The 20,225-nt window shown below is 70.1% G+C and carries 18 protein-coding genes and 1 pseudogene; 6 read left to right on the top strand and 13 right to left on the bottom strand.

Annotation, left to right across the window (positions count from 1 at the left end):
- Positions 1-11 precede the first annotated feature (11 nt).
- Complete coding sequence (locus tag JMJ56_RS17620) at positions 12-575, bottom strand: polysaccharide biosynthesis/export family protein (RefSeq protein ID WP_202833082.1); 564 nt, start codon at positions 573-575, stop codon at positions 12-14.
- 275 nt (positions 576-850) lie between these two features.
- Here JMJ56_RS17620 and JMJ56_RS17615 point away from each other — a divergent pair.
- From JMJ56_RS17615 to JMJ56_RS17605, 3 genes and pseudogenes are all read left to right on the top strand, one after another.
- A pseudogene (locus JMJ56_RS17615) lies at positions 851-3,049 on the top strand (GumC family protein); the annotation flags it as partial.
- A gap of 76 nt (positions 3,050-3,125) precedes the next feature.
- Positions 3,126-4,121 (top strand): UDP-glucose 4-epimerase GalE, encoded by a 996-nt coding sequence (gene galE / locus JMJ56_RS17610; RefSeq protein ID WP_202833080.1) that lies wholly within the window; start codon positions 3,126-3,128, stop codon positions 4,119-4,121.
- A 288-nt stretch (positions 4,122-4,409) separates the two neighbouring features.
- Positions 4,410-4,928, top strand: coding sequence for an AHH domain-containing protein (locus tag JMJ56_RS17605; RefSeq protein WP_202833079.1), 519 nt, complete (start codon positions 4,410-4,412; stop codon positions 4,926-4,928).
- Positions 4,929-5,117: 189 nt separating this feature from the next.
- Here the strand turns inward: JMJ56_RS17605 and JMJ56_RS17600 are convergent, their stop codons facing one another.
- Together JMJ56_RS17600 and JMJ56_RS17595 are read right to left on the bottom strand one after the other, a co-directional pair.
- The gene (locus tag JMJ56_RS17600) at positions 5,118-6,140 is read right to left on the bottom strand and encodes an acyltransferase family protein (RefSeq protein WP_202833078.1); all 1,023 of its coding nucleotides are present in this window, start codon (positions 6,138-6,140) and stop codon (positions 5,118-5,120) included.
- 4 nt (positions 6,141-6,144) lie between these two features.
- On the bottom strand, positions 6,145-7,545 hold the full coding sequence (locus tag JMJ56_RS17595; protein WP_202833077.1) for an O-antigen ligase family protein: 1,401 nt from the start codon (positions 7,543-7,545) through the stop codon (positions 6,145-6,147).
- Between the two features lie 149 nt (positions 7,546-7,694).
- Between JMJ56_RS17595 and JMJ56_RS17590 the strand changes: the two genes are divergently transcribed.
- Complete coding sequence (locus JMJ56_RS17590) at positions 7,695-8,798, top strand: acyltransferase family protein (RefSeq protein ID WP_202833076.1); 1,104 nt, start codon at positions 7,695-7,697, stop codon at positions 8,796-8,798.
- Here the strand turns inward: JMJ56_RS17590 and JMJ56_RS17585 are convergent.
- Genes JMJ56_RS17585 through JMJ56_RS17565 form a run of 5 tightly spaced genes read right to left on the bottom strand, consistent with a single transcriptional unit; the run spans position 8,767 to position 13,538 of the window.
- Positions 8,767-9,681, bottom strand: a complete 915-nt coding sequence (locus JMJ56_RS17585; RefSeq protein ID WP_202833075.1) for a cellulase family glycosylhydrolase — start codon at positions 9,679-9,681, stop codon at positions 8,767-8,769. The two genes, JMJ56_RS17590 and JMJ56_RS17585, sit on opposite strands and share 32 nt — an antisense overlap.
- A 4-nt stretch (positions 9,682-9,685) precedes the next feature.
- On the bottom strand, positions 9,686-9,949 hold the full coding sequence (locus tag JMJ56_RS17580; RefSeq protein ID WP_202833074.1) for a hypothetical protein: 264 nt from the start codon (positions 9,947-9,949) through the stop codon (positions 9,686-9,688).
- 8 nt (positions 9,950-9,957) lie between these two features.
- A complete protein-coding gene (locus tag JMJ56_RS17575) occupies positions 9,958-11,364 on the bottom strand; it encodes an HlyD family type I secretion periplasmic adaptor subunit (RefSeq protein ID WP_202833073.1) in 1,407 nt (468 codons plus the stop codon).
- Positions 11,361-13,124, bottom strand: a complete 1,764-nt coding sequence (locus JMJ56_RS17570) for a type I secretion system permease/ATPase (RefSeq protein WP_202833072.1) — start codon at positions 13,122-13,124, stop codon at positions 11,361-11,363. The genes JMJ56_RS17575 and JMJ56_RS17570 overlap by 4 nt, the downstream gene beginning before the upstream one ends.
- Before the next feature lie 3 nt (positions 13,125-13,127).
- The gene (locus JMJ56_RS17565) at positions 13,128-13,538 is read right to left on the bottom strand and encodes a hypothetical protein (protein WP_202833071.1); all 411 of its coding nucleotides are present in this window, start codon (positions 13,536-13,538) and stop codon (positions 13,128-13,130) included.
- Positions 13,539-13,923: 385 nt separating this feature from the next.
- Between JMJ56_RS17565 and JMJ56_RS17560 the strand changes: the two genes are divergently transcribed.
- Positions 13,924-15,270, top strand: coding sequence for an outer membrane beta-barrel protein (locus JMJ56_RS17560; RefSeq protein ID WP_202833070.1), 1,347 nt, complete (start codon positions 13,924-13,926; stop codon positions 15,268-15,270).
- Entirely contained in the window at positions 15,260-16,006 is a 747-nt protein-coding gene (locus JMJ56_RS17555; RefSeq protein WP_236037855.1) for a WecB/TagA/CpsF family glycosyltransferase, read from the top strand. The genes JMJ56_RS17560 and JMJ56_RS17555 overlap by 11 nt, the downstream gene beginning before the upstream one ends.
- A gap of 7 nt (positions 16,007-16,013) precedes the next feature.
- Here the strand turns inward: JMJ56_RS17555 and JMJ56_RS17550 are convergent, their stop codons facing one another.
- The 5 genes from JMJ56_RS17550 to JMJ56_RS17530 all read right to left on the bottom strand — a co-directional run bounded on the left by JMJ56_RS17550 (position 16,014) and on the right by JMJ56_RS17530 (position 20,171).
- Positions 16,014-16,211 carry a hypothetical protein gene (locus tag JMJ56_RS17550; protein WP_202833068.1) on the bottom strand — a complete coding sequence of 66 codons (198 nt, stop codon included), beginning with the start codon at positions 16,209-16,211 and terminating at the stop codon, positions 16,014-16,016.
- A gap of 6 nt (positions 16,212-16,217) precedes the next feature.
- Entirely contained in the window at positions 16,218-16,508 is a 291-nt protein-coding gene (locus JMJ56_RS17545; protein WP_043361579.1) for a hypothetical protein, read from the bottom strand.
- 31 nt (positions 16,509-16,539) lie between these two features.
- Entirely contained in the window at positions 16,540-17,574 is a 1,035-nt protein-coding gene (locus JMJ56_RS17540) for a glycosyltransferase family 2 protein (RefSeq protein ID WP_202833067.1), read from the bottom strand.
- Positions 17,571-18,581 carry a glycosyltransferase family 2 protein gene (locus JMJ56_RS17535; RefSeq protein ID WP_202833103.1) on the bottom strand — a complete coding sequence of 337 codons (1,011 nt, stop codon included), beginning with the start codon at positions 18,579-18,581 and terminating at the stop codon, positions 17,571-17,573. The genes JMJ56_RS17540 and JMJ56_RS17535 overlap by 4 nt, the downstream gene beginning before the upstream one ends.
- A gap of 81 nt (positions 18,582-18,662) precedes the next feature.
- Entirely contained in the window at positions 18,663-20,171 is a 1,509-nt protein-coding gene (locus tag JMJ56_RS17530; protein WP_202833066.1) for an exopolysaccharide biosynthesis polyprenyl glycosylphosphotransferase, read from the bottom strand.
- Positions 20,172-20,225: the final 54 nt, after the last annotated feature.

The raw sequence follows: 20,225 nt of genomic DNA, 5'->3' as shown, positions 1-20,225 counted from the left end.
TATGCGGGGAATCAGAAGCGCCGCTCGAAGACGGTCAGGGTGTCGCCCGGCTGCACCAGGCTGTCCCGCTTCGCGCGGTACTCCATCGCCTTGCCGTCCGGCCCGATGCGGGTGACCGAGACGTAATCCTGGATGGCCCGGTAGTTGAACCCGCCCGCCACGGCGACGGCCGTCAGCACCGTCATCCCCGGCTGGTACGGGAACTGCCCGCCCTTCTCGACCATGCCGAGCACGAAGACCGGGCGGTAGGTGATGACCTGCACGGCCGCCGAGGGGTCGCGGAACAGGTTCTTGTCGCGCATCTCCTTCTCGACCGCGCGCTCGATCTCGGTGGTGGTCAGCCCCGCGGCCCGCACCGTGCCGATCAGCGGCAGCGCGATCGTCCCCGTGTCGCCGACGCGGAAATCGCCCGTGAGGCGCGGGTCGTTGAAGACGGTGACGCGCAGCTGGTCTTCCGGCCCGATGCGGTAGGCCGAGAGGGGCGTGTCGGGCAGCAGCGGCAGGTTGGCGCCCGGCGAGGCGCAGGCCGCCACGGCGCCAAGCAGCATCAGGGAGAACACGCGGCGAGAATGCATCGTCTGGCTTTCCTTTCGTGACCCAGGCCTGTCATCGACCCGGGCAGGGACGCATGCGAACATGGCCGTCATGCGGCAACAACCGCATCAGGCGACTTGTCTCTGCCAGACATCGCGCGATCGGCACATTCGCGTTTCCTTGCGTTAATGGTTCATCACGCTGATGTTTGCGCCAGGCGGCCTTGTTCGCTCGCCCGTTGATTGACCCCCCTCTCCGCCAACGCGTATTGCCCAAGCCTCCGCAGCCATTGCCGCGAAGGGAAGACACACCCCCTATGCTCGACAGACCGGTAGAATCGCGGCCTCCCTCGAATGAGCGGAAGCCGCAGCTCCGCACGCCGGCGCCCGTCGCCACGCCGATCGAGCCGGAAGGCCTGACCGTCACCGCCTTGCTGGCGGCCCTGCGGCGCCGGCGCTTCGTGCTCTTTCTCTGCACGCTGCTCTTCCCGATCGCCGCCTTCATCGCCGCGAAGGAGCTGACGCCGCGCTTCACCGCGACGTCCACGGTGATGTTCGAGCCCACCGACTACCAGGCGAGCGAGCTGCAGAGCATCCTGCGCGACGAGACGACGACCGACGCCGTGCTCGCCAGCCAGGTCGACGTCATCCGCAGCCTCTCCGTCGCCCGCCGCATCGTGCGCCAGTACGACCTCACGGACCGCGAGGAGTTCTCTTGGTGGGTGCGCGAGGCGAAGCGCCCCGAGCAGCTGCTCTATCGTATACAAGATGGCATCGCCCGGCGCATAGCGACCCTCTCGCCCGACCTCGCCGACCTGATCGCGCCCGAGGCGCCGGTGCCGAGGCCGAACCCCGAGCGGGCCGAGATCTCCGCGGCCGAGGCGCTGCGCGACAAAATTCTCGTCACGGTCGTGCGCAACTCGCGTGTATTGACCATCGCTGCCACAACCGAGGATGCGCAACTCTCGACCGACATCGCCAACATGGCCTCCGAGCTCTACATCTCGGACCAGTTGGAGTCGAAGTTCAACGCGGTGCGCCGCGCGAATGACTGGCTCGACGGCCGCGTCGCCCAGCTCCGCAAGGAGCTCCAGACCACCGAGAGCCGCATCGCCGACCTGCGCAGCCGCTCCGGCCTTACGCGCGGCGTGAGCGCCGGCCTCGGCACCGAGCAAGTCAGCAAGATCAACGCCGACCTGATCGACGCCCGCAACCAGCTCGCCTCCGCCGAAGCCCGCCTCTCGGCAGCCCGGCGCGGCGGCGGCGCGGACCTCACCGCGCTCGGCGCCTCGAACCTCACCGGCTCCCGCGCCGCGCGGGACGATGCGCGGCGCGAGGTGGAGCGCCTGCAGGCGACGCTCGGCTCCAACCACCCGGATGTGCGTGCCGCCCGCTCCCGCCTCGCGGAAGCCGAGCGGAACGTCTCCGGCGAGACCGGCCGCGTGGTCCAGGCGCTGGATGCGGAGGCCCGTGCCGCCCGCGCCCGCGTCTCCAGCCTCGAGGACGCGCTGAGGACGCAGGAAGGCCTGCTGAACCAGAGCTCCGGCGCCGAGATCCAGGTCGCCGCGCTCGAGCGTGACGCCGACGCCGCCCGCAGCCTGCTGCGCGCCGTGCTCGAGCGTTCGCAGCAGACCGTCTCGCAGACCGCGATCGAGAAGCCGGATGCCCGGGTCCTCTCGCCCGCCACCGTCCCCGGCCGGCCGAGCTTCCCGAAGATCCCGCTCTTCGTCGCGGCCGCCACGATCCTCGGCGTCCTCTTCGGCCTGCTGGTGATCTGGTTCCTCGAACAGGCCGACAGCACCATCCGCTCCGGCGACGAGGTCCGCTCGGCCCTCGGCCTGCCCTGCCTGGCGCTGGTGCCGATGCTGAAGCGCGGCCTGCTCGGCCGCCACAAGGTGGAGGACTACGTCGTCCGCAAGCCGCTGAGCCCCTTCTCGGAGAGCATGCGCACGCTGCGCGCCGCCCTCTGGCTGGGCTCGGAGCCGCCGCGCGTCGTGGTCATCACCGCCGCCCGCCCGGGCGAGGGCAAGACCACCACCTCGGTGGCGCTGGCCCGCTCGGCGGCCATGAACGGCGAGCGCGTGCTGCTGATCGACTGCGACGTGCGCCAGCCGGCGCTCGGCCGGGTCTTCCGCTGCGAGGGCGCGCCAGGCGTGACCGACCTACTGCTCGGCCAGGCCCTGCTGGAGCGGATCATCCGCCGCGACCACCTCTCCAGCCTCGACTACATCCCGGCCGGCGCGGCCGAGATACACTCCCTCGGCCTCTTCATGTCCGAGGCGATGGCCGGCCTGCTCGACCGGGTGCGGCGCGACTACGACCTCATCATCCTGGACGCGCCGCCGGCGCTCGCCATGGCCGATGCCCGCGTCGTGGCCCGCCTCGCCGATGCCACATTGCTCTGCGTAAAATGGCGCGACACGCCGCGCTCCGTGGTGCGCAACTCCCTCGGCCTGCTCGAGGAAGCGCATGCCCGGGTCATCGGCGCAGCGCTCACACAGGTGGACGCCAAGGTGCATGGCCGCTCCGGCTATGCGGATGCCGAGGTCTACCATCCGCGCTATGGTGGTTACTTCCGGGAGTAAGCCCGCGATGGGTGGTCGGTATCTGGTGACGGGCGGTGCCGGCTATGTCGGCAGCCATGTGGTCAAGGCGCTGGTGGACCGTGGGGATGAGGTCGTCGTCATCGACGACCTCCGCCAGGGCCACCGCGCCGCGGTGCCGCCCTCGGTCGAGCTTGTCTCCATCAACCTCGCCGACCGCCGCCAGGTGGCGGATGTCTTCGCCGGCTGGAAGTTCGACGCCGTCCTCCACTTCGCCGCCCTCTCCCTGGTCGGCGAGTCGATGCGGGACCCCCTGCGCTACTGCATCGACAACCTCTCCAACAGCCTGATCGTGGCGGATGCCGCCGTGAAGTCCGGCTGCCTCCGCTTCGTCCTCTCCTCGACGGCCGCCCTTTTCGGCTTCCCCAAGCGGATTCCGATCGACGAGACAGCCGATGTCGCCCCGGTCTCCGCCTATGGCGAGAGCAAGCTGATGGTGGAGCGCGGCCTCGACTGGGCCGACCAGGTCCATGGCCTGCGCTCCGCCTCGCTGCGCTACTTCAACGCCGCCGGCGCCGATCCCTCCGGGCAGATCGGCGAGGACCACGACCCCGAGACGCACCTGATCCCGCTGGCCATCGGCGCCGCCATGGGCACCCGCCCGCCGCTGACGGTCTTCGGCACCGACTACCCGACGCCAGACGGCACCTGCATCCGCGACTACGTCCATGTGACGGACCTCGCCGACGCCCATCTCCGCGCCCTGACGCGGCTGGACCGCGGGAGCTGCCGCTTCAACATCGGCAACGGCACCGGCTACTCGGTGAAGCAGGTGATGGACTCGGTCGAGCGGATCAGCGGCAAGCCTGTTCCCCATAGCCTCGGCCCCCGCCGCGCCGGCGACCCGGCGGTGCTCGTCGCCTCCTCCGCCCGCCTCCGCGAGGAGACGGGCTGGAGCCCGCGCTTCGGCGCGCTGGACGACATCGTCCGCACCGCCTGGGCCTGGCACTCGGCGCACCCCAAGGGCTTCGGCGACCGCGGCTGACCCTTCCGCTGGACTTCGGCAGGGCAGGGCAGTATAGGATTATCCGCCCAATCCTGAGCCATGCCCAATCCACCGGACGGGCGGGCAATACCGGCACGCCCGCCCATCCGGCCGGTGCCGGATGTGTCTGGACAATCACCCGCCAGCCTGAACTAGCATGCGACCGCCGTGGCGAGCGACGTCCGAAGGTCTCCGGCCCGTTCCATGGCCGGTTGCACTCGGGTGCAGGTTGTCGGGCGTCTCTCCGATGCGGCTGCCCCGGCAGCTCGAAGCAGAGGCGGACAGGACATGGCTCAAGCGCCGAAAAGCCCTGATCACATACGCAGGCAGGACATACTCGAGATCTTCGCCGAGGCGCAGGCTGGGCGAAATGCCGGCGCAAGGCCGGACGACGAGACCGAGGGCCTGACGATACGCGACGACATCAATGTCCGGATTTCGGCACCCAAGGGCAGCGCGATACTCGGCGCAGCACTCCGCGCCGCCGGGGTCCATCCGCCCGGTCACGGCTATCACGCCCATCACATCGTGCCCCAGCGCATCCAGGGGGCCACGACCGCCAGAGGGATTCTGGAGAGGGCCGATATCGGGATCGACAGCGCCGAGAATGGCGTCTGGCTTCCGGGCACTTCATCGGCCGTGAATCTCGACGGCTCCCATATCCACCAGGGAATTCACTCGGCGGAGTATCTTAACCAGCTGACGCGCATCCTCGCGGTGGCCGAGAAAACGCAGGGTCCTGAAGGTGTCAGAAGCGCAATGGCCCGGCTGCGCCTCACGATCCACGAGGCGGAAGCCCGATCCTGAGCACCGGCATGCCGATGGCCGAGGCGGCGCCACGGCTCGGCGGGATCAAGCCCTAAATTCTTCAATTCCAGCCTGGAAAGCAGGCCTTTCCAAAGTCTTGACGCTGCCGGGATTTGAGGGATTGAAGGGTTCCGGTCGCCGCTCCTCCCCGGGCGCAAGCCCACCAGGCAGCGATGCCCGGGGGAGCGGTCAGTCCGTGAGCCTGTCCACCGCCGGCACCCGCCGCAGCACCAGCACCTTGAGCAGCACCGGCAGCGCGACGCCGGCCGTCATGGCGGCGACGGCATGCAGCGGGAACCACGCCTCGGTCCAGCCGAAGCCGAGCTTCATCAGCACCGCCTTGGTCCCACCGATCGCCAGCGTGTTGAACAGGTAGATCGCCATGGAGAACCCGCCGAGCACCAGCGGCCACTGCCAGCGCGAGATCGGCGCCAGCCGCACCGCACCGTGCAGCGCCGGGATGCAGAGCAGCCCGCAGAGCACCATCGACCACCGCTCATCCACCCAGCCGAGCGCCGCCAGGACCAGCCCGCCAGCGAAGGCCAGCCACCACAATGCCTGCCACCGGTCGAAGGCCGGCAGCAGCGCCGCCTCCCGCTCCGCCACCCAGAGCCCGGCCGCGAAGAACAGGAAATGCGAGGCGAAGCGGTCGAGATAGGCGACGGCCGGCACGTCGGCAAACTGCAACGCCACGCCAAGCAGCACGAGCCCCGTCGCCCCGACCCCAAGCCGCCGCAGCCCCATCGCCACCAGCGTGCAGAGGAAGAGAACCAGCAGGTACCAGACCGAGGTCGCCGGGCTGCGCGCCGTCGTCCAGAACAGGTCGCGCAGGCCCCCCGCCAGCCCCTCCGGCGGATTGTCCACCGGCACCAGCTGCACGGCGACCAGCTTCGCCACGAGAATCGCCAGGCCGATGGCGAAGAAGGGCACCAGCAACCGGACGGCCCTCTGCGGCACCACCCGCCCCGGCGGCTTCGCCAGCAGGCCCGAGAGCACCACCACCGTCCCGCTCAGATAAAGGAAGAACGGCATGTGGAAGCGATAGACCAGGTAGCGCACCGGTTCGTACCACTCGACGCCCGGCGGCACGTCCCGCGCCACGATATGCCCGAAGACCACGAGCAGGATGGCAATGCCCCGTGCTCGGTCGAGATCAAGGCGCCGCTCCCGCTGCACCGTCGCCGGCGCCGCAGCCACCCCCTGGTCCGGCATCGCCTCAGCCCGTCCGTGCCGGCCGCCAGGCATAGGCCCCGGCCGAGGCGGAGCCGGAGGAAGAGTGGCGCCGCCCGTGCCGGGCCGCCTGCACCTCCGCCCGCCCGCGGGCCAGGATCGCGCCGATGACGCAGAACAGCATGACCGAGGTGCTGGCGATCAGCGTGTTGTCGAAGCCGCTGTGCAGCAGGAAGCCGAGCAGCGCCGCCCGCAGCACCAGCCGCTCGCGCGCGCCGAGGCTTCGCGACCCCCACCACATCCAGGCGATGATCGAGAGGAAGATCGCCGCGCAGCCGATGATCCCGCCATCGATCGACAGCCGCAGGTACTCGTTATGCGCGGCCGTGGTGCCGAGCAGCTTGATCAGCGGGTCATCGGGGTCGACCAGCAGCTTGCCCGCCCCGAGCCCATAGCCGAAGAGCGGCCGGTTCTCGATGGCATCGAGGAAGTAGGGCCACATGAGGTCGCGGCCGGAGGTGTCGGTGCCCTGGCTGATGAAGCGTTGCATGGCATAGGCGATCACCGGGCTCAGCAGCAGCAGCCCCGGCACGCCGCCGCCCATCACCAGGTCCACCTTGCGCCGCAGCGGGAAGATGTGCCGGTTCGAGAAGAAGAAGACGATGCCGAGGAAGATCACCACCGTCGCCAGCGGCATCCGCGCCTGGGTCGCCAGCAGCACCGCGAGGTCGAGCCCGGCGATGATCAGCCAGATCGGCCGGAAGCCCCGCATGTATTCGAGGGTGGCGGCGAAGATCGCCGTCTCGCAGAAGCCCGCGAGGAAGGGCGCGCTGTGCATTCCCTGGAAGCGCCCGAGCTGGTCGATCGCCGGATAGAGCCCCGCCAGATGGGTGAAGAGGCTGCCGAAGGCGCTGATCAGCGGCACGACGGTCGCCCCGCGGATGATCCAGGTCCAGATCCTCTTCGGCGCCAGGCAGAAGCCGAGCACGAAGGGCGCGGTGGAGCCGATGAAGCTGCGGATCATGTCGCCCGTCGTCCCGATCCGCCCCATCGGCAGCACGACGATGCTGATCGCGGCGATGGCCGTATAGGCGAGGAAGGGCCAGTTGATCGCGTTGGTCGGCCCGTAGCGCAGCAGCAGCACGGCGGCGAGGGCGAAGGGCACCACCTTCACCACCGCCGAGCCGAGCGCAGCCGCCGCATTGCCGCCCGCGCTCGCCAGCATGCCGCCATCGAGCTGGATGTCGACGCCGAGCCCGTAGATCATCACCAGCCCCACCACGATCGCCAGCGGGAACTGGTAGACCGCGAGCCCGAGCAGCAACGCCACCATCGCCGGCAGCATGAGCAGCAACGGCCCCGGCGCCAGCAGCGCGAAGAGCAGCATCAGCGCCGCGCCGAAGAGCGCGATCAGGACCTGGGCGAGGGGAGAGGTAAGGCTCGGCATGCGAACGGTTCTGTCACGCAGCCTCGGCGCGTACCAATCAGCCTTCCGTCAACCCCGTGCGCCACCCGAAAGCGTGACCGCCCCGGGGGATGCGCCGGGGCCACCGGTTGTGGCAGCGATGCGCCCTTCGAACGACGAGGCGAGTACCGATGCAGGGCCCCATCCACCAGGCCGCACCCCGCGACGCCGCGTTGACGCGGCTGCGCTTCTTCCTGATCGGCTGGGTGATCCTCTACCATCTCGACCTGCCGCTGCGCGTCAGCCTCGGGCTGCCGGCGCTGGCGCCGCTGCTGCAGCATGGCTACCTCGGCGTGGACGGATTCTTCCTGCTCTCCGGCTTCGCCCTTTGGCTGGGCTACGGCGCCCGGCCGCCCTGGAGCAGGGCCGGGATCGTGGATTTCCTCCGCCGCCGCCTCGCCAAGATCTGGCCGCTGCACGCGCTGGCGCTGCTGGCGCTGGCCCTGCTGGTCGGCTTGGCCATGGCCGCCGGCCTCACCATCCGCGAGCCGGAGCGCTTCGGCCTGCGCGAATTCGTGCTGCAGCTCTTCCTGCTGAATGCCTGGGAGACGACGGCCCGCCATGCCTGGAACTACCCCTCCTGGGCGCTCTCGGTGGAATGGGCCGGATACCTTGCCTTCCCCCTCGTCCTCGCCGCCCTCATCCGCCTGCCGCGCCTGGCGCTGCCCGCCGTGCCGCTGCTCGGCTTCGCCGGCATCGCCGCCCTCGGGGCGGAGGATCCGGGCATCGGGCTGAACTACACGCTGCATCTCGGCCTGCTGCGCTTCGCCCTGGAATTCGCCACCGGCCTCGCCATCGGCCGGCTGACGACCGAGGGGCTGCTGCCGCGCGCCGCCCTCTGGCCCGTGCTGCTGGCGCTGCCGCTTGGCCTCTGGCTGGAATGGGACGCGCTGACCGTGCTCGGCCTTGCCGCGCTGATCCCGCTGCTGCGGCGCTCGGTGCCCGCGGCCGCGCCCGCCCGGCCCGACCTGCTGCTCCGCCTCGGCGAGGCCTCCTTCGGTGTCTACCTCTGCTGGGTCTTCATCGAGGCCGGGCTCGTGCTGGTGCTGCGCCGGGTCGATCCCGGCCTCGCCGGCCGGGCCGGGCTGATGATCGCCGGCTTCCTGGCGAGCCTCGTCGCCGGCTGGCTCGCCTGGCGCTTCGTGGAGGTGCCGGCCAATCGCTGGCTCCTCCGCCGCGGCGCCGCGGGCCGGCCCGCGGCGGTCAGCGCGCCGACAGCATCCCGGGTGGGATGAGGTTCGGCTTCGGCATCGGCTCGTCGCCGTTCTGCAGCCGCCAGTCCCGGCCATGGCTGTAGGACCATAGCGTCACCGGCAGGCGGAGCCGCTTCAGCTCCGGCAGCACCTGCGCCAGGTCGGCAGCCCAGGCAGGGCGGTTCGCCTCATGCCCGAAGGCGCCGCCCAGCTCGCTGACGATGACGGGCATGCGGTTGCGGTCCCGCCAGGCGGCGACCGCCTGGAACCGGCCGGGCGACTGCGTGCCCTGGTAGTCATGCGCCTCGGCGATGGTGTTCGGGTCGACGGGTAGGGGGCATTCGACCAGTGAGCGGGCGCTGTGCCATTCCCGCCCGCCCCACACCAGCGTATGGCGCGGCGCCGCGCGGCGCAGGTCGGCGAGCAGCCGGTCGCGCACCGGCAGCCAGCTCGCCGTGTCGTCGAAGACCGGCTCGTTCAGCGGTGCAAGCGCGACCATGGAAGGGTCGGTCCGCTCGGCGAAGAACTGCGCCCGTGCCCGCATCCCCTCCCAGTCGCGGTCGGTCCAGGGCTTCTTCTGGTAGAAGAAATCCGCCACGCCGAGGAAGACCGGCAGCCCCGCCTCCACGGCATCCTTCACCGCGTTCAGGTAGAGGGCGGGGATGTCCATGCTGGAGCCGGTCTGCGCGACTTCCGGCAGGAAGATGCGCACATGGTCGAAGCCGCCCGCGCGGAAGCCGCGCCACCAGCCGACGCCGAGCCGGCGCGGCTGGTTGTCCTTGGTGATGGCGTACCAGCGCTCGAGATTGGCACCGAGCTTGAGCATGGCAAGCCGCCGACGCATCGGCGGCTGTTCCTGGGCGGATGCCGGCGCCGCGAGGGCGCCGGCCAGCGGCAGGGCCAGGAGGCCCCGACGGGTGGCCACGGCTTCAGCCGAAGCGGAAGGCGGCGGGGGCGGCATTCTCGGGTGCGCTGGCCGCCTGCTGCTCCTTCATTCTCGCTTCCACCTGCTTCAGCAGCCCGGAGAGGCTGGTGACGAGCGAGGGGAGCTGCGTCAGCGGCACCACCAGCTGGCCGCAGGGCGTCGGTTTCCCCTCGGCCCCTGTCTGCGCCAGCGTCAGCCGGGCGACGCCGTATGTCACGCTGGCGTCGAGGATGCCGTCGGCGAAGATGGTCGTGCGGGTGTCGCTCATGGAGGGTCCTATTGCTCGCGGAAGGCGCGGTGGAAGCTGTCCCGGATCGGCTGGGTAACATAGCGGAAGAAGGTCCGCTCCCCGATCTTGATATGGGCTTCCACCGGCATCCCGGGGGTGAGGAATATGTTGGGCAGCGAGGCCAGCTGCGCCTGGTCGATCAAAATGCGCGCCGGGTAGTATTGCTGCCGCGTCTGATCGTTGGTGGTCACGTCCGCGGCGACCCAGGTCACCTCTCCGTGCAGGTAGGGCACCAGGCGCTGCTTGAATGCGGGCAGCCGCACCTCGGCATGCAGGCCGGGATAGACCACGTCGATGTCGTTCGGCTGAACGTTCACCTCGGCGATCAGCCGGTCGTGCTGCGGCACCAGGTCCATCACCGATTCGCCCGGCTTGACGACGGCGCCGACGGTGAAGAGGCGCAGGTTGACGACGGTGCCGTCCTCCGGCGCGGTGATGTCCCGCCGGGTCATGACGTCGGAGGCGGCGCGCAACTTCTCCTCGGCCTCGGCGAGCTTGCCGCGGACATCGCGCAGCTCCTGCCCGTTCTCCTGCATCCGCTGGTCGGTGGCCTGGCTGGTCTGCTTCTGCGCCTCGGCAATCGCCGCATTGGCGCGGTCGATCTGGCCGTTCAGGTCCTCGATGCTGCCCTCGAGCCCGGCAAAGCTGCGCTGGAGCGCGAGCAATTGCGGCAGCCGCTGCAGGCCCTGGTTAACCAGGGTGCGCGTCATCTCCTCCTCCTGCCTGATCAGCGCGAGCTGGCGGCGGGTGGAGGCGAGCTGGCCGCGGGCGCCGGCGATCACCGCCTGCTGCTGGTCGATGCGGGCCTGAAAGACCTGCACTTGGCTGGTGAGGCTTGCCGTCCGCGCCTCGAACAGGGCGCGCTGGCCGGTGACGCTGTCGAGCGCGCGGGCATTGCTGGCGCTCAGCAGCTCGGGCGGGAAGGTGACCTCCCGCGCGCGGGCGATTTCGGCGCGCAGCCGAGCCTCCTGCGCCATCAGCGCCCAGCGCTGGGCGCGCTGCGTCTCGAGTGCCGCATCCGCCTGGATGTCGTCGAGGCGGGCGAGCACCTGGCCCTTCTCGACCTTGTCGCCGTCGCGCACCAGGATATCGCGGACGATGCCGCCCTCGAGGTGCTGGATGGTCCGCCGCGTGCCCTCGACCTTGATGGTGCCGGCCGCGATGGAGGCCTCGGCCAGCGGCGCGAAGACCGCCCAAGCCGCGCCGCCGACGACGAAGAACAGGAAGACGACCATGCCGAAGATCATCGTGCCGCGGGTGCGCGGCGCCGGAGCGTCGAGCAGCGGATCGAAGGGGAAGTGCGGCAGCGAGCCGCCGAGGTCGGTGCGAATCGGCGCCAGGGCCCGGCCGCCGGTGAGGGCGGGGAGCTTCTGATCCTGGGTGGTGACGCTCATCGGGCGGCGCTCCCTTCAAGGCGGGCAACCGGGGTGTTCTGGACCTCGGCGGGACGGGGCGGCGTCATCAGCCGCTTCAGCACCTCGGCGCGCGGGCCGAACATCTCCATCGCGCCGTCCTTCAGCAGCAGCACCTTGTCGACGCCCTGCACCAGGGTCGGGCGGTGCGAGACGAGGATCACCGTGGTGTCCTGCGCCTTCAGCCGCTCCAGCGCCTGGGTCAGCGCCGCCTCGCTGTCGCCGTCGAGGTTGCTGTTCGGCTCGTCGAGCACGACCAGCTTCGGCCGGCCGAACATGGCCCGCGCCAGGCCGATCAGCTGCCGCTGGCCGCCCGAGAGGTACTGGCCGCTGTCGCCGATCTCGGTCTCGTAGCCGTTCGGCAGGCGGAGGATCATGTCGTGGCAGCCGGCGAGCTTCGCAGCCTCGTACACCGCATCCGGCTCGGCCTCGGCCATGCGGGCGATGTTGCGGAAGACGGTGCCGTCGAACAGCTCCACATCCTGCGGCAGGTAGCCGACATGCCGGCCGAAATCCTCGCGCATCCACTGATAGACATCGGCGCCGTCGAGCCGGACGGTGCCGGCCGAGGGCGGCAGCGTGCCGATCAGCATGCGGATCAGCGTCGTCTTGCCGGCGGCCGAGGGGCCGATCACGGCCAGGCTCTCGCCCGGCGCGAGGCTGAAATTCACCCCCTTGATCATGGCGACGCCCTGGCCCGGGAAGGCATAGGAGACGCGCTCGACCGAGACCTTGCCCACCGGCTCCGGCAGGGGGAGGCCCGGCGGGCGCAGCCGCGGCATGGCGAGGAAGCTCTGCAGCCGGCGGAAGCTCTGCCGGGCGGAGACGAGCTGCTTCCAGCCGCCGATCATCTGCTCCACCGGCGCCAGCGCGCGGCCCATGATGATCGAGCCGGCGATGGAGGCGCCCGAGGTCAGCTCCTGCTGCAGCACCAGATAGGCGCCGGCGCCGAGGATGCCGATCTGCACGGTGAGGCGGCAGAACTTGGTCGTGGCGACGAGGAAGGAGGCGCGGTCGGCGGCGCGCTGCTGCGGCACCGTCATCGCCGCGACCGATTCCCGCCAGCGGCCGATGACCGAGGGCAGCATGCCCATGCTGTCGATCACCTCGGCATTGCGCGAGATGGCATCCGCCCGGCGCTGCGAGGCCATGCCAGCGGTGTTCGCCTCCTTCAGCAGGGCGGAGGTGGCGACCTCGCTGGCGAGCGTCAGGCCGAACAGCACCACCGCGCCGCCGAGGGCGATGAAGCCCATCATCGGGTGGAGGAGGAAGATGACGCCGATATAGATCGGCACCCAGGGCACGTCATAGAGCGAGAGCGCGCCCGGCGAGCCGAGATAGCCGCGGCAGACGGCGAGGTCCCGCAAGGCCTCCATCCGGTAGGGCCGCCCGCGCAGCGTGCTCTCGAGGGCGCGGACGAAGCCCTCCGGCGCCACGCGGTGCTCCACCCAGCTGCCGATCCGCTGCATCACCTTGCCGCGCACGCCCTCGAGGATGGCAAGCACCGCCGTCGCCAGGATGGCGATCAGCGAGAGGTAGAGCAGGGTGTCAAGCGCCCGGCTCGACAGGACGCGGTCGAAGACCTGCATCATGTAGACCGAGGTGGTGAGCTGCAGCAGGTTCACGACACCGCTGAAGACGCCGACGAGAATGAACTGGGACCGGCAGGCCCGGAGCGCCCGGCGCAGCGGGGTATCCGCCGCCGCATCGGCCCCGGGAAGAAGGGTGCGGGAGTGGGACATGCGTCAGCCTGCCAGGCGGCCGGCGAGGCCGGCCAGGGTTTCGGGGTGCAGCGCGAGCCAGGCGCCGGCGGCGCCGATGATGGCGAGCGCCACCAGGTTGGCGGCAACCATGCGGAGGAAGCCGGGCGGGTGGCGGAGGCGGCCGATCTGCTCGGCCACCGCCTCCTGGCGGATGCGCTCGATATTGTTGTGCAGGTAGCGCAACGCGTGGTCGCAGAGGGCCGCCTCGGCCTCCCGCTGGCAGCGCGCGATGGCTTCGGGGGTGGCTTCCTCCCGCCGGTCGGCGGCGATGCCGAAGGCGAGGAGGCCGGTGAGACGGTCTTCCGTGCGGAAGGCCTGAGGGTCGGCGGGGACTGTCACGGCCGGAACGGGGGCCGGGGCGGGGTTTGGCCTGAGGGTTTCGACATTGGCCATACTAGGCTCCATCCTGGGCCGGCCATGGGGATGCCATGATACGCCCGAACGGGCGAATCGGCGCTATCATCCCGCATGGCTTGCACGCTGTTGTCCCGGAGCGGGGGGCTGGGGGACGGGGGGCGCCTGGGCGGCGCGGATTGAATACGCACTCCGCTTTCCGTGAAATGCAACCCTAATCCCGAGAAATTTCCGCACGGTAACCGACGTAAGGGATGCCATTCCGTATCGATCACGGCTTCGGTCCTCCGCGGCGGTTGTGCCACACCTGGCCCGGAAGTGACGGATTGGCCCGCCTGCATGACGGGATGTGATTGTTGCATGCACACTCCTCCGACAACCCGTGCTACGGAGGCCGGGGGCTCATAATGACGGGGAAATAGTGGTGAAAAGCTTTCGAAGCTGGGGGGTTCTGGGTCTGCTCGTGGCTGCCCTGCCGCTGGGCGAGGCGCAGGCCCAGTTGGGTGACTCACCCGAGGTCCAGCGTGGCATCACCGTGGTGAACCGGCAGCGGCCGGATTACGACCCGCTCGGCGTCCGCCTTGGCGGCTTCACCCTGAACGGCGGGATCGAGGCCGGGCCGGGCTGGGACAGCAACCTTTTCGGCCGGAGGAGCAACGTCGTCTCCGATGGCTTCGCCGAGGAGCGGGGCAACCTGAACCTCCGCAGCAACTGGACGAACCATGCGGTCGGCGTCTCCGCCAATTCGGCCAACCGGCAGTATTTCAGCCAAAGCCAGCTCGACTGGAACGACTGGGACATAGGCGGCTTCGGGCGCTACGACTTCTCGGCCGACACCGCCCTGTTGGGCCAATACCGCCATTACCGCTCGCATCTCGACGTCTACAGCTTCGACGTCCAGGCCACCGGTATCGTCCAGCCCGTCGCCTATGATTCGGATGAGATCTCGGTCACCGGCAACACGCGCTTCAACCGGCTCGGGCTGATCGCCCAGGGCGTCTACCGGACCTTCGACTTCGAGGAACGAGTCATCGGCACCACCCCGACGCCGTTGCTGCAGGACGGCTTCAACGTGCCGCAGAACGGCTTCAACACGGCGCGGAACAGCTTCAACACGGTGATCGGCGCGCTCGGCGCCAGCTACGCCCTCGCCCCGGGGCGCAACATCACTGCCGTCGTTCGGGTGCAGGACATCAAGTACACCTCCTCTGGTTCGGATTTCCAGAACACGGCCTTCAACTCGCAAAGCGTCTTCGACAACCCGCAGAACCGGAACAGCTTCACCTGGGAGGCATTGGCCGGTTTCGACTATGATTTCGACGGTGTCTGGCAGGCGCGCCTCGGCCTCGGCTGGCGGCACCGCGAGTATCAGGGGCCGATCAGGCCGTTGGAAGGCCCGGCGGTCGAGGCCGGCCTCACCTACGCGCCAACCCAGTTGACCACCGTCCGCTTCCGGCTCACCCGGACCATCGAGGAGTCCATCCGCCAGGATTCGGTGAGTTACCAGCGTACCCAGGCCGGCCTGACCCTCGATCATGAGTACCTGCGCAACGTGCTGCTCCAGGGCGACGTGCTCTATGACCGGCGCGAATATGAGAGCCCGAACCAGACGGCGAGCGACATGGTCTTCACCCTGACCGCGCGCTACCTGCTGAACCGCAATGCCTCGGTGGTGGCGAGCTACGGCTATCGCCGGCGGCTCGAAGCGACGGGCGGCTTCCGGGAGTTTGACCGCAACCTGCTGCAGGTCCGGCTCCGCTTTGCAATCTGAGGCTCCGCTCCGGCGCCTGCTCGAGCTGGATTTCGCCGACCTTCCCTTGCAGGGCGTGCTGGCCCTGCTGGCGGGGCGGCCGGCGGAAGCGCCTTTCGGCTATGTCGTGACGCCGAATGCCGACCATCTGGTGCGGCTGGCACGCGACCCGACGCTGCGGCCGCTTTATGACGCGGCGATGCTGCGGCTGCTCGACAGCCGGGTGGTGGCGCGGCTTGCCGGTGTGATGGGGCTGGCGGCACCGGCGGTGGTGCCGGGCAGCGACCTTACCGCCGCCTTAATGGCTGGGCTGCCGGCAGACGAGCCAGTGACGGTGCTCGGCCTGGCGCCGGCCGCGCTCGAACGGCTGGCGGCACGGACGGGGCTCCGACGGATCGCCCATTACAACCCGCCGATGGGGTTCGACCGGGATCTTGCGCAGTTCGAGGCGGCGGTCCGCTTCATCGAGGATCACCCGGCGCGCTACAGCTTCCTCGCCGTCGGCTCGCCGCGGCAGGAGCGGGTAGCGCAGGCTGTGGCGGCGCGCGGGAAGGGGCGGGGGGTCGGCCTCTGCATCGGGGCGAGCCTGCTTTTCCTCACCGGCGAGGAACGGCGGGCGCCGCTCGCGGTGCAACGGGCCGGGATGGAATGGGCCTGGCGGATGATGCAGGACCCGAAGCGCCTCGCCCGGCGCTACCTGGTGGACAGCCCGGCCATCATCGCCCTGCTGCGGCGGGAAGCGAAGCAGCCCCGTTGAGGGGCCGCTACCCTCTCCGGCTGATGATTCTCGCCACCAGCATCAGCACCGCCCCGGCCAGGATCACCCCACAGGTCCTTGGGTCCGCCCGCAGCGCATCCAGCACTGCCTCCGGAATCCAGAGCACTGCATCCCAGCCGAAAAGATGCGCCATCACGCCGACCAGCACGAGCAGCGTGCCGAGGCTCCAAAGCAGCCGCGCCATTCCCACCTACCCGGCCCGGAAAGCGATGGCGTTGCGGAGCGCATGCACGATCAGCTCCATCCGGCGCTCGAAGCCGGCGGCGGCCTGGGGGCGGCCAGCCTCCTCAGCGCCAACGACGCCGCGCAGGACGGAGGCTTCGAGCTGCTTTGCCATTTCCTCCATGGAGGCAAGGGCAATCTCGGCACCGCCGCCCTGCATGGTGGCGCGCAACACGGCGATCTCGCCGAAAGCCGCGGCCAGGGCTGTTTCCAGGGCGATGATCTCGCCACGCAATTCGTCGCTCTTGTCCTCGGGCATCCGTCTCAGGTGGGGGCGGCGGTGCCCGGCCTCAACTGGCCTTGGCACTCGGCAGGGCCGCCAGCACCTCGGCCCGCACCCGCCGGCTGAGGCCGCCGCGATGGGCGGCGTCATTGCGGGCAAGGTAGTCGCGCGCCACGGGCGTCAGCCGGTAGAGCGCCTCCATCCCCGGCGCCGGGCGGAAGCGGCGCCAGAGGCCGAGCGCCGCGGGCCCCGCCTTCAGCCCCTGGGCGAGCACGCCGTTGCGGGCGCCCTTCACCTGATAGGCGAGGAAGCGCGGTAGCAGCGAGGCCGGGGCGAGGCCGTATTTAAGCCCGATATAGAGGCGGTTGCGGACGAAGTGGAACCAGCGGGTGCCGGACCAGGCGAAGCGGTGCTCACCGCTCACCTTGTGACGCACGGCGATGTCGCCGCGGTAACGGATGCGCTGGCCGGCATTGATGGCGCGGAGGGCGAAGTCGAACTCCTCCCAACAGAAGAAGAGTGCGTCGTCATAGCCGCCGGTACGCTCGAAATCCCGTCGGCGGATGGCATGGCCGGCGCCGACGAAGGTGGCGACGTCGAAGCTCTCTGCCGCGCGCGGCAGCAGCCCGGCCGGGTAGCCCCAGGATGAGAGGTCCTCCGCACCCGTGTCGAAGACGAGGATGCGGCAGGCGATGGTGGCGATGTCCGGCTCCGCATCGAGGGCGCGGAGGGCGCGGGCGAGGGTGTCGGCGTCGGCGAATTCGGCGTCGTTGTCGAGGGCGAAGACCATCCGGCCGCGGCCGAGCGCCGTCGCCCGGTTGCGCCCGCCGGCGACGCCCCAATTGCGGTCGAGCCGCACCAGCGTCGCATCCGGCGCGCCCTCGACGGCGGCGGCGAGGCGGGCGAGGTTCTGCGGCTTGCTGCCCTGGTCGGCGATCCAGACATGCTTGGAAAGCCCGGCCTGGGCGCGGGCGGAGGTGATGGCGGCCACCGTCTCCTCGGCACGGTCCATCGCCAGGATGATGACGTCCGCATCCACCCCGCCCGCCGGCCCGTGGGCGCCGGCGACATGCTCGGGGGCAGGGTAGGGGCCGAGGCTCATGGATGCTCCTCGAAATCTGGGGCGGGCAGGGCAAGGTAGGCGACGCGCTTCGCTTCCTGCCGGCCGCGCGTCACCGTGTCGAGGATGAGGCCGCAGACGAAAGAGAGGAAGGAAAGCAGGACGAGGCCAGTCGCCAGCACCGCCGTCGGCAGCCGGGGGACGAGGCCGGTGGCGAGGAAGGTCTGCAGCAGCGGCACCGCCAGCATCAGGGCGAGGAACAGCAGAATGCCGCCGGCGACCGAGAAGAACATCAGCGGCCGCTCCCGCTGCACCAGGGTGACGATGGTCCGCAGGATGCGGAAGCCGTCGCGGTAGGTGTTGAGCTTGCTGGTGGAGCCGGCAGGGCGCTCCTTGTAGGCGCTCGGCACCTCGCCGACAGGCAGCTTCAGCTCGAGGGCGTGAACGGTGAACTCCGTCTCCGTCTCGAAGCCGGCGGCGAGCGCCGGGAAGCTCTTGACGAACCGGCGTGAGAAGACGCGGTAGCCGGAGAGCATGTCGGAGATGCGGTCGCCGAAAACCCAGCGCACCATCCCCGTCAGCACGGCGTTGCCGAGCTGGTGGCCGGGGCGGTAGGCGGCGGCGGCGATGGCCTCCGGGGTGCGGCGCACGCCGGTCACCATGTCGAGGCGGTCGGCGAAGAGCAGGCGCAGCATCTCCGCCGCGGCGGAGGCGTCGTAGGTGTCGTCGCCATCGACCAGCACATAGGCATCGGCCTCGATATCGGCGAACATCCGCCGCACGACATGGCCCTTGCCCTGCAGCGACTCGTTGCGGACGACTGCCCCGGCGGCGCGGGCGGCGGCGGCGGTGCCATCCTTCGAGTTGTTGTCGTAGACATAGATGGTCGCGTCGGGCAGGGCGGCGCGGAAAGCGGCGACCACGTGGGGGATCGCCACCTCCTCGTTGTAGCAGGGGATGAGCACCGCGACGCGTGGGGCGTGGCGGTAGCCCGGCAGCAGCTCCGCTCCGGGCGTGAGATGGGTGTCGGGCAAGGTGCTCTCCGGCATGGTGAGGGCTTCCATCCTCGGCTGTTAAGCCTAGGAAACCGTTCTACGTAAGGAATGTGGCGGGGGGATGACCCCCGCCGGTCAGAAGGCGTTCCGCATCCGGGCGACAGCGAGCAACGTCCGCACCAAGATGGTGAAGTCGAGCCAAAGCGACCAAGTCTCGATGTATTCGAGATCGCTCTCGACCCGACGCAGCAGCTTCTCCTCCGTCTCGGTCGGGCCGCGCCAGCCGCGGACCTGGGCGAGGCCGGTAAGGCCCGGCTTCACCCGGTGCCGCGCGGCGTAGCGGGCGGCGACCTCCTCGAAGGGCCTCCCGCCGGCGCGGGTGCCCGGCGCATGCGGCCGGGGGCCGATGAAGGACATGTCGCCGCGGAGGATGTTGAAAAGCTGCGGCAGCTCGTCGAGCGAGGTGCGGCGGAGGATGGCGCCGACCCGCGTCACCCGCTTGTCGCCGAGCGAGACCTGCTTCGCTACGGTGTAGTCCGATGCCTCGTGATACATCGTGCGGAACTTCAACACGTAGAAGGGCTGGTTGTTGAAGCCGGTGCGGCGCTGGCGGAACAGCACCGGGCCAGGGCTGTCGAGCCGCACAGCGAGGGCGATGAGCGCCATCGGCACAGCGGCGACGGCCAGCGCCAGCAGGGCGAGGACATAGTCCTCCACCATCTTGACGACGGCGCCCCAGCCGCTGATCGGCCGGTCGGCGAGGCGAAGCAGGCGCAGGCGCTCGCCCTCCGGCGCGGTGCCGAGGCTGCGATAGGCCATGAGGTCCGGAGCGAGGCGGACATCGACAGGGTAGTCGCCGAAGTGCCGCAGCAGGTTCTGCAGGCGCGATTCGGCCGCCCAGGGGAGGGCAAGGATCACCTGGTCCACCTCGCCGCGGCGGATCATGGCATTCAGCGCCTCGAGCGAGCCGAGATAAGGCAGGCCGTTGCGCAACCCACCGACCTGATGGGTGCGCCGGTCATCGACCAGGCCGACCAGCTCCAGGCTGCGGTCCGGCCGGCCGCCGAGGGCGGCGACCAGGCGCGCGGCCTGCGGCCCGTCGCCGACCACCACGGCGCGTTGCCGGGTACGCTCCGCTGCGGCGCGCAGGGCGACGGCGGCCGCCATGCGCGCGGCGAGCACCGGCGGCATGGCAATGACGAGCCAGAGCAGCGCCAGGCCAGGCGCGAAATTGCCGCGGGCGCCGAGCGCTTGCGCCGCCAGACCCATGCCGCCGATGCCGAGGACCAGCCCGGCGAGGGCACCGAGCCCAGCCCGCTTGCCGCCGAAGAGCGCCGCATGGCCGTAGCCGCCGGCAGCGGCAATCAGACAAGGCACGAGCAGCGCCACGAAGCCGATGAGTCGCAGCGCCGGCCCCTCGGCCGGCTCCAGCGGCAGCGCCTGCACGGCGAGGCCGGTGGCGGCGAGGCACAGAGCGTCCAGCATCGCCACGGCCAATGCCAGCAGCGCCGGCGGCAATGGCGAACCGATTGCCCAGCGCTCGCGGCGTGCACCGCCGCGGAGACCGACCCAGCCGGCTTCCGCCACGGCGGTCAGCAGCCGGCTGTCGCCGGTGCGGTGCTCAGGTGGCATCACGTCCTGCATGCTGACCGCTCAGGGCTGGGGTTGAGGCTCTCGATTGCGATGGGCATGGCTCCC

This window comes from Belnapia arida (assembly GCF_016773205.1).
Taxonomy (GTDB): Bacteria; Pseudomonadota; Alphaproteobacteria; order Acetobacterales; family Acetobacteraceae; genus Belnapia; species Belnapia arida.
This window is presented reverse-complemented; position numbering and strand designations above follow the sequence as displayed.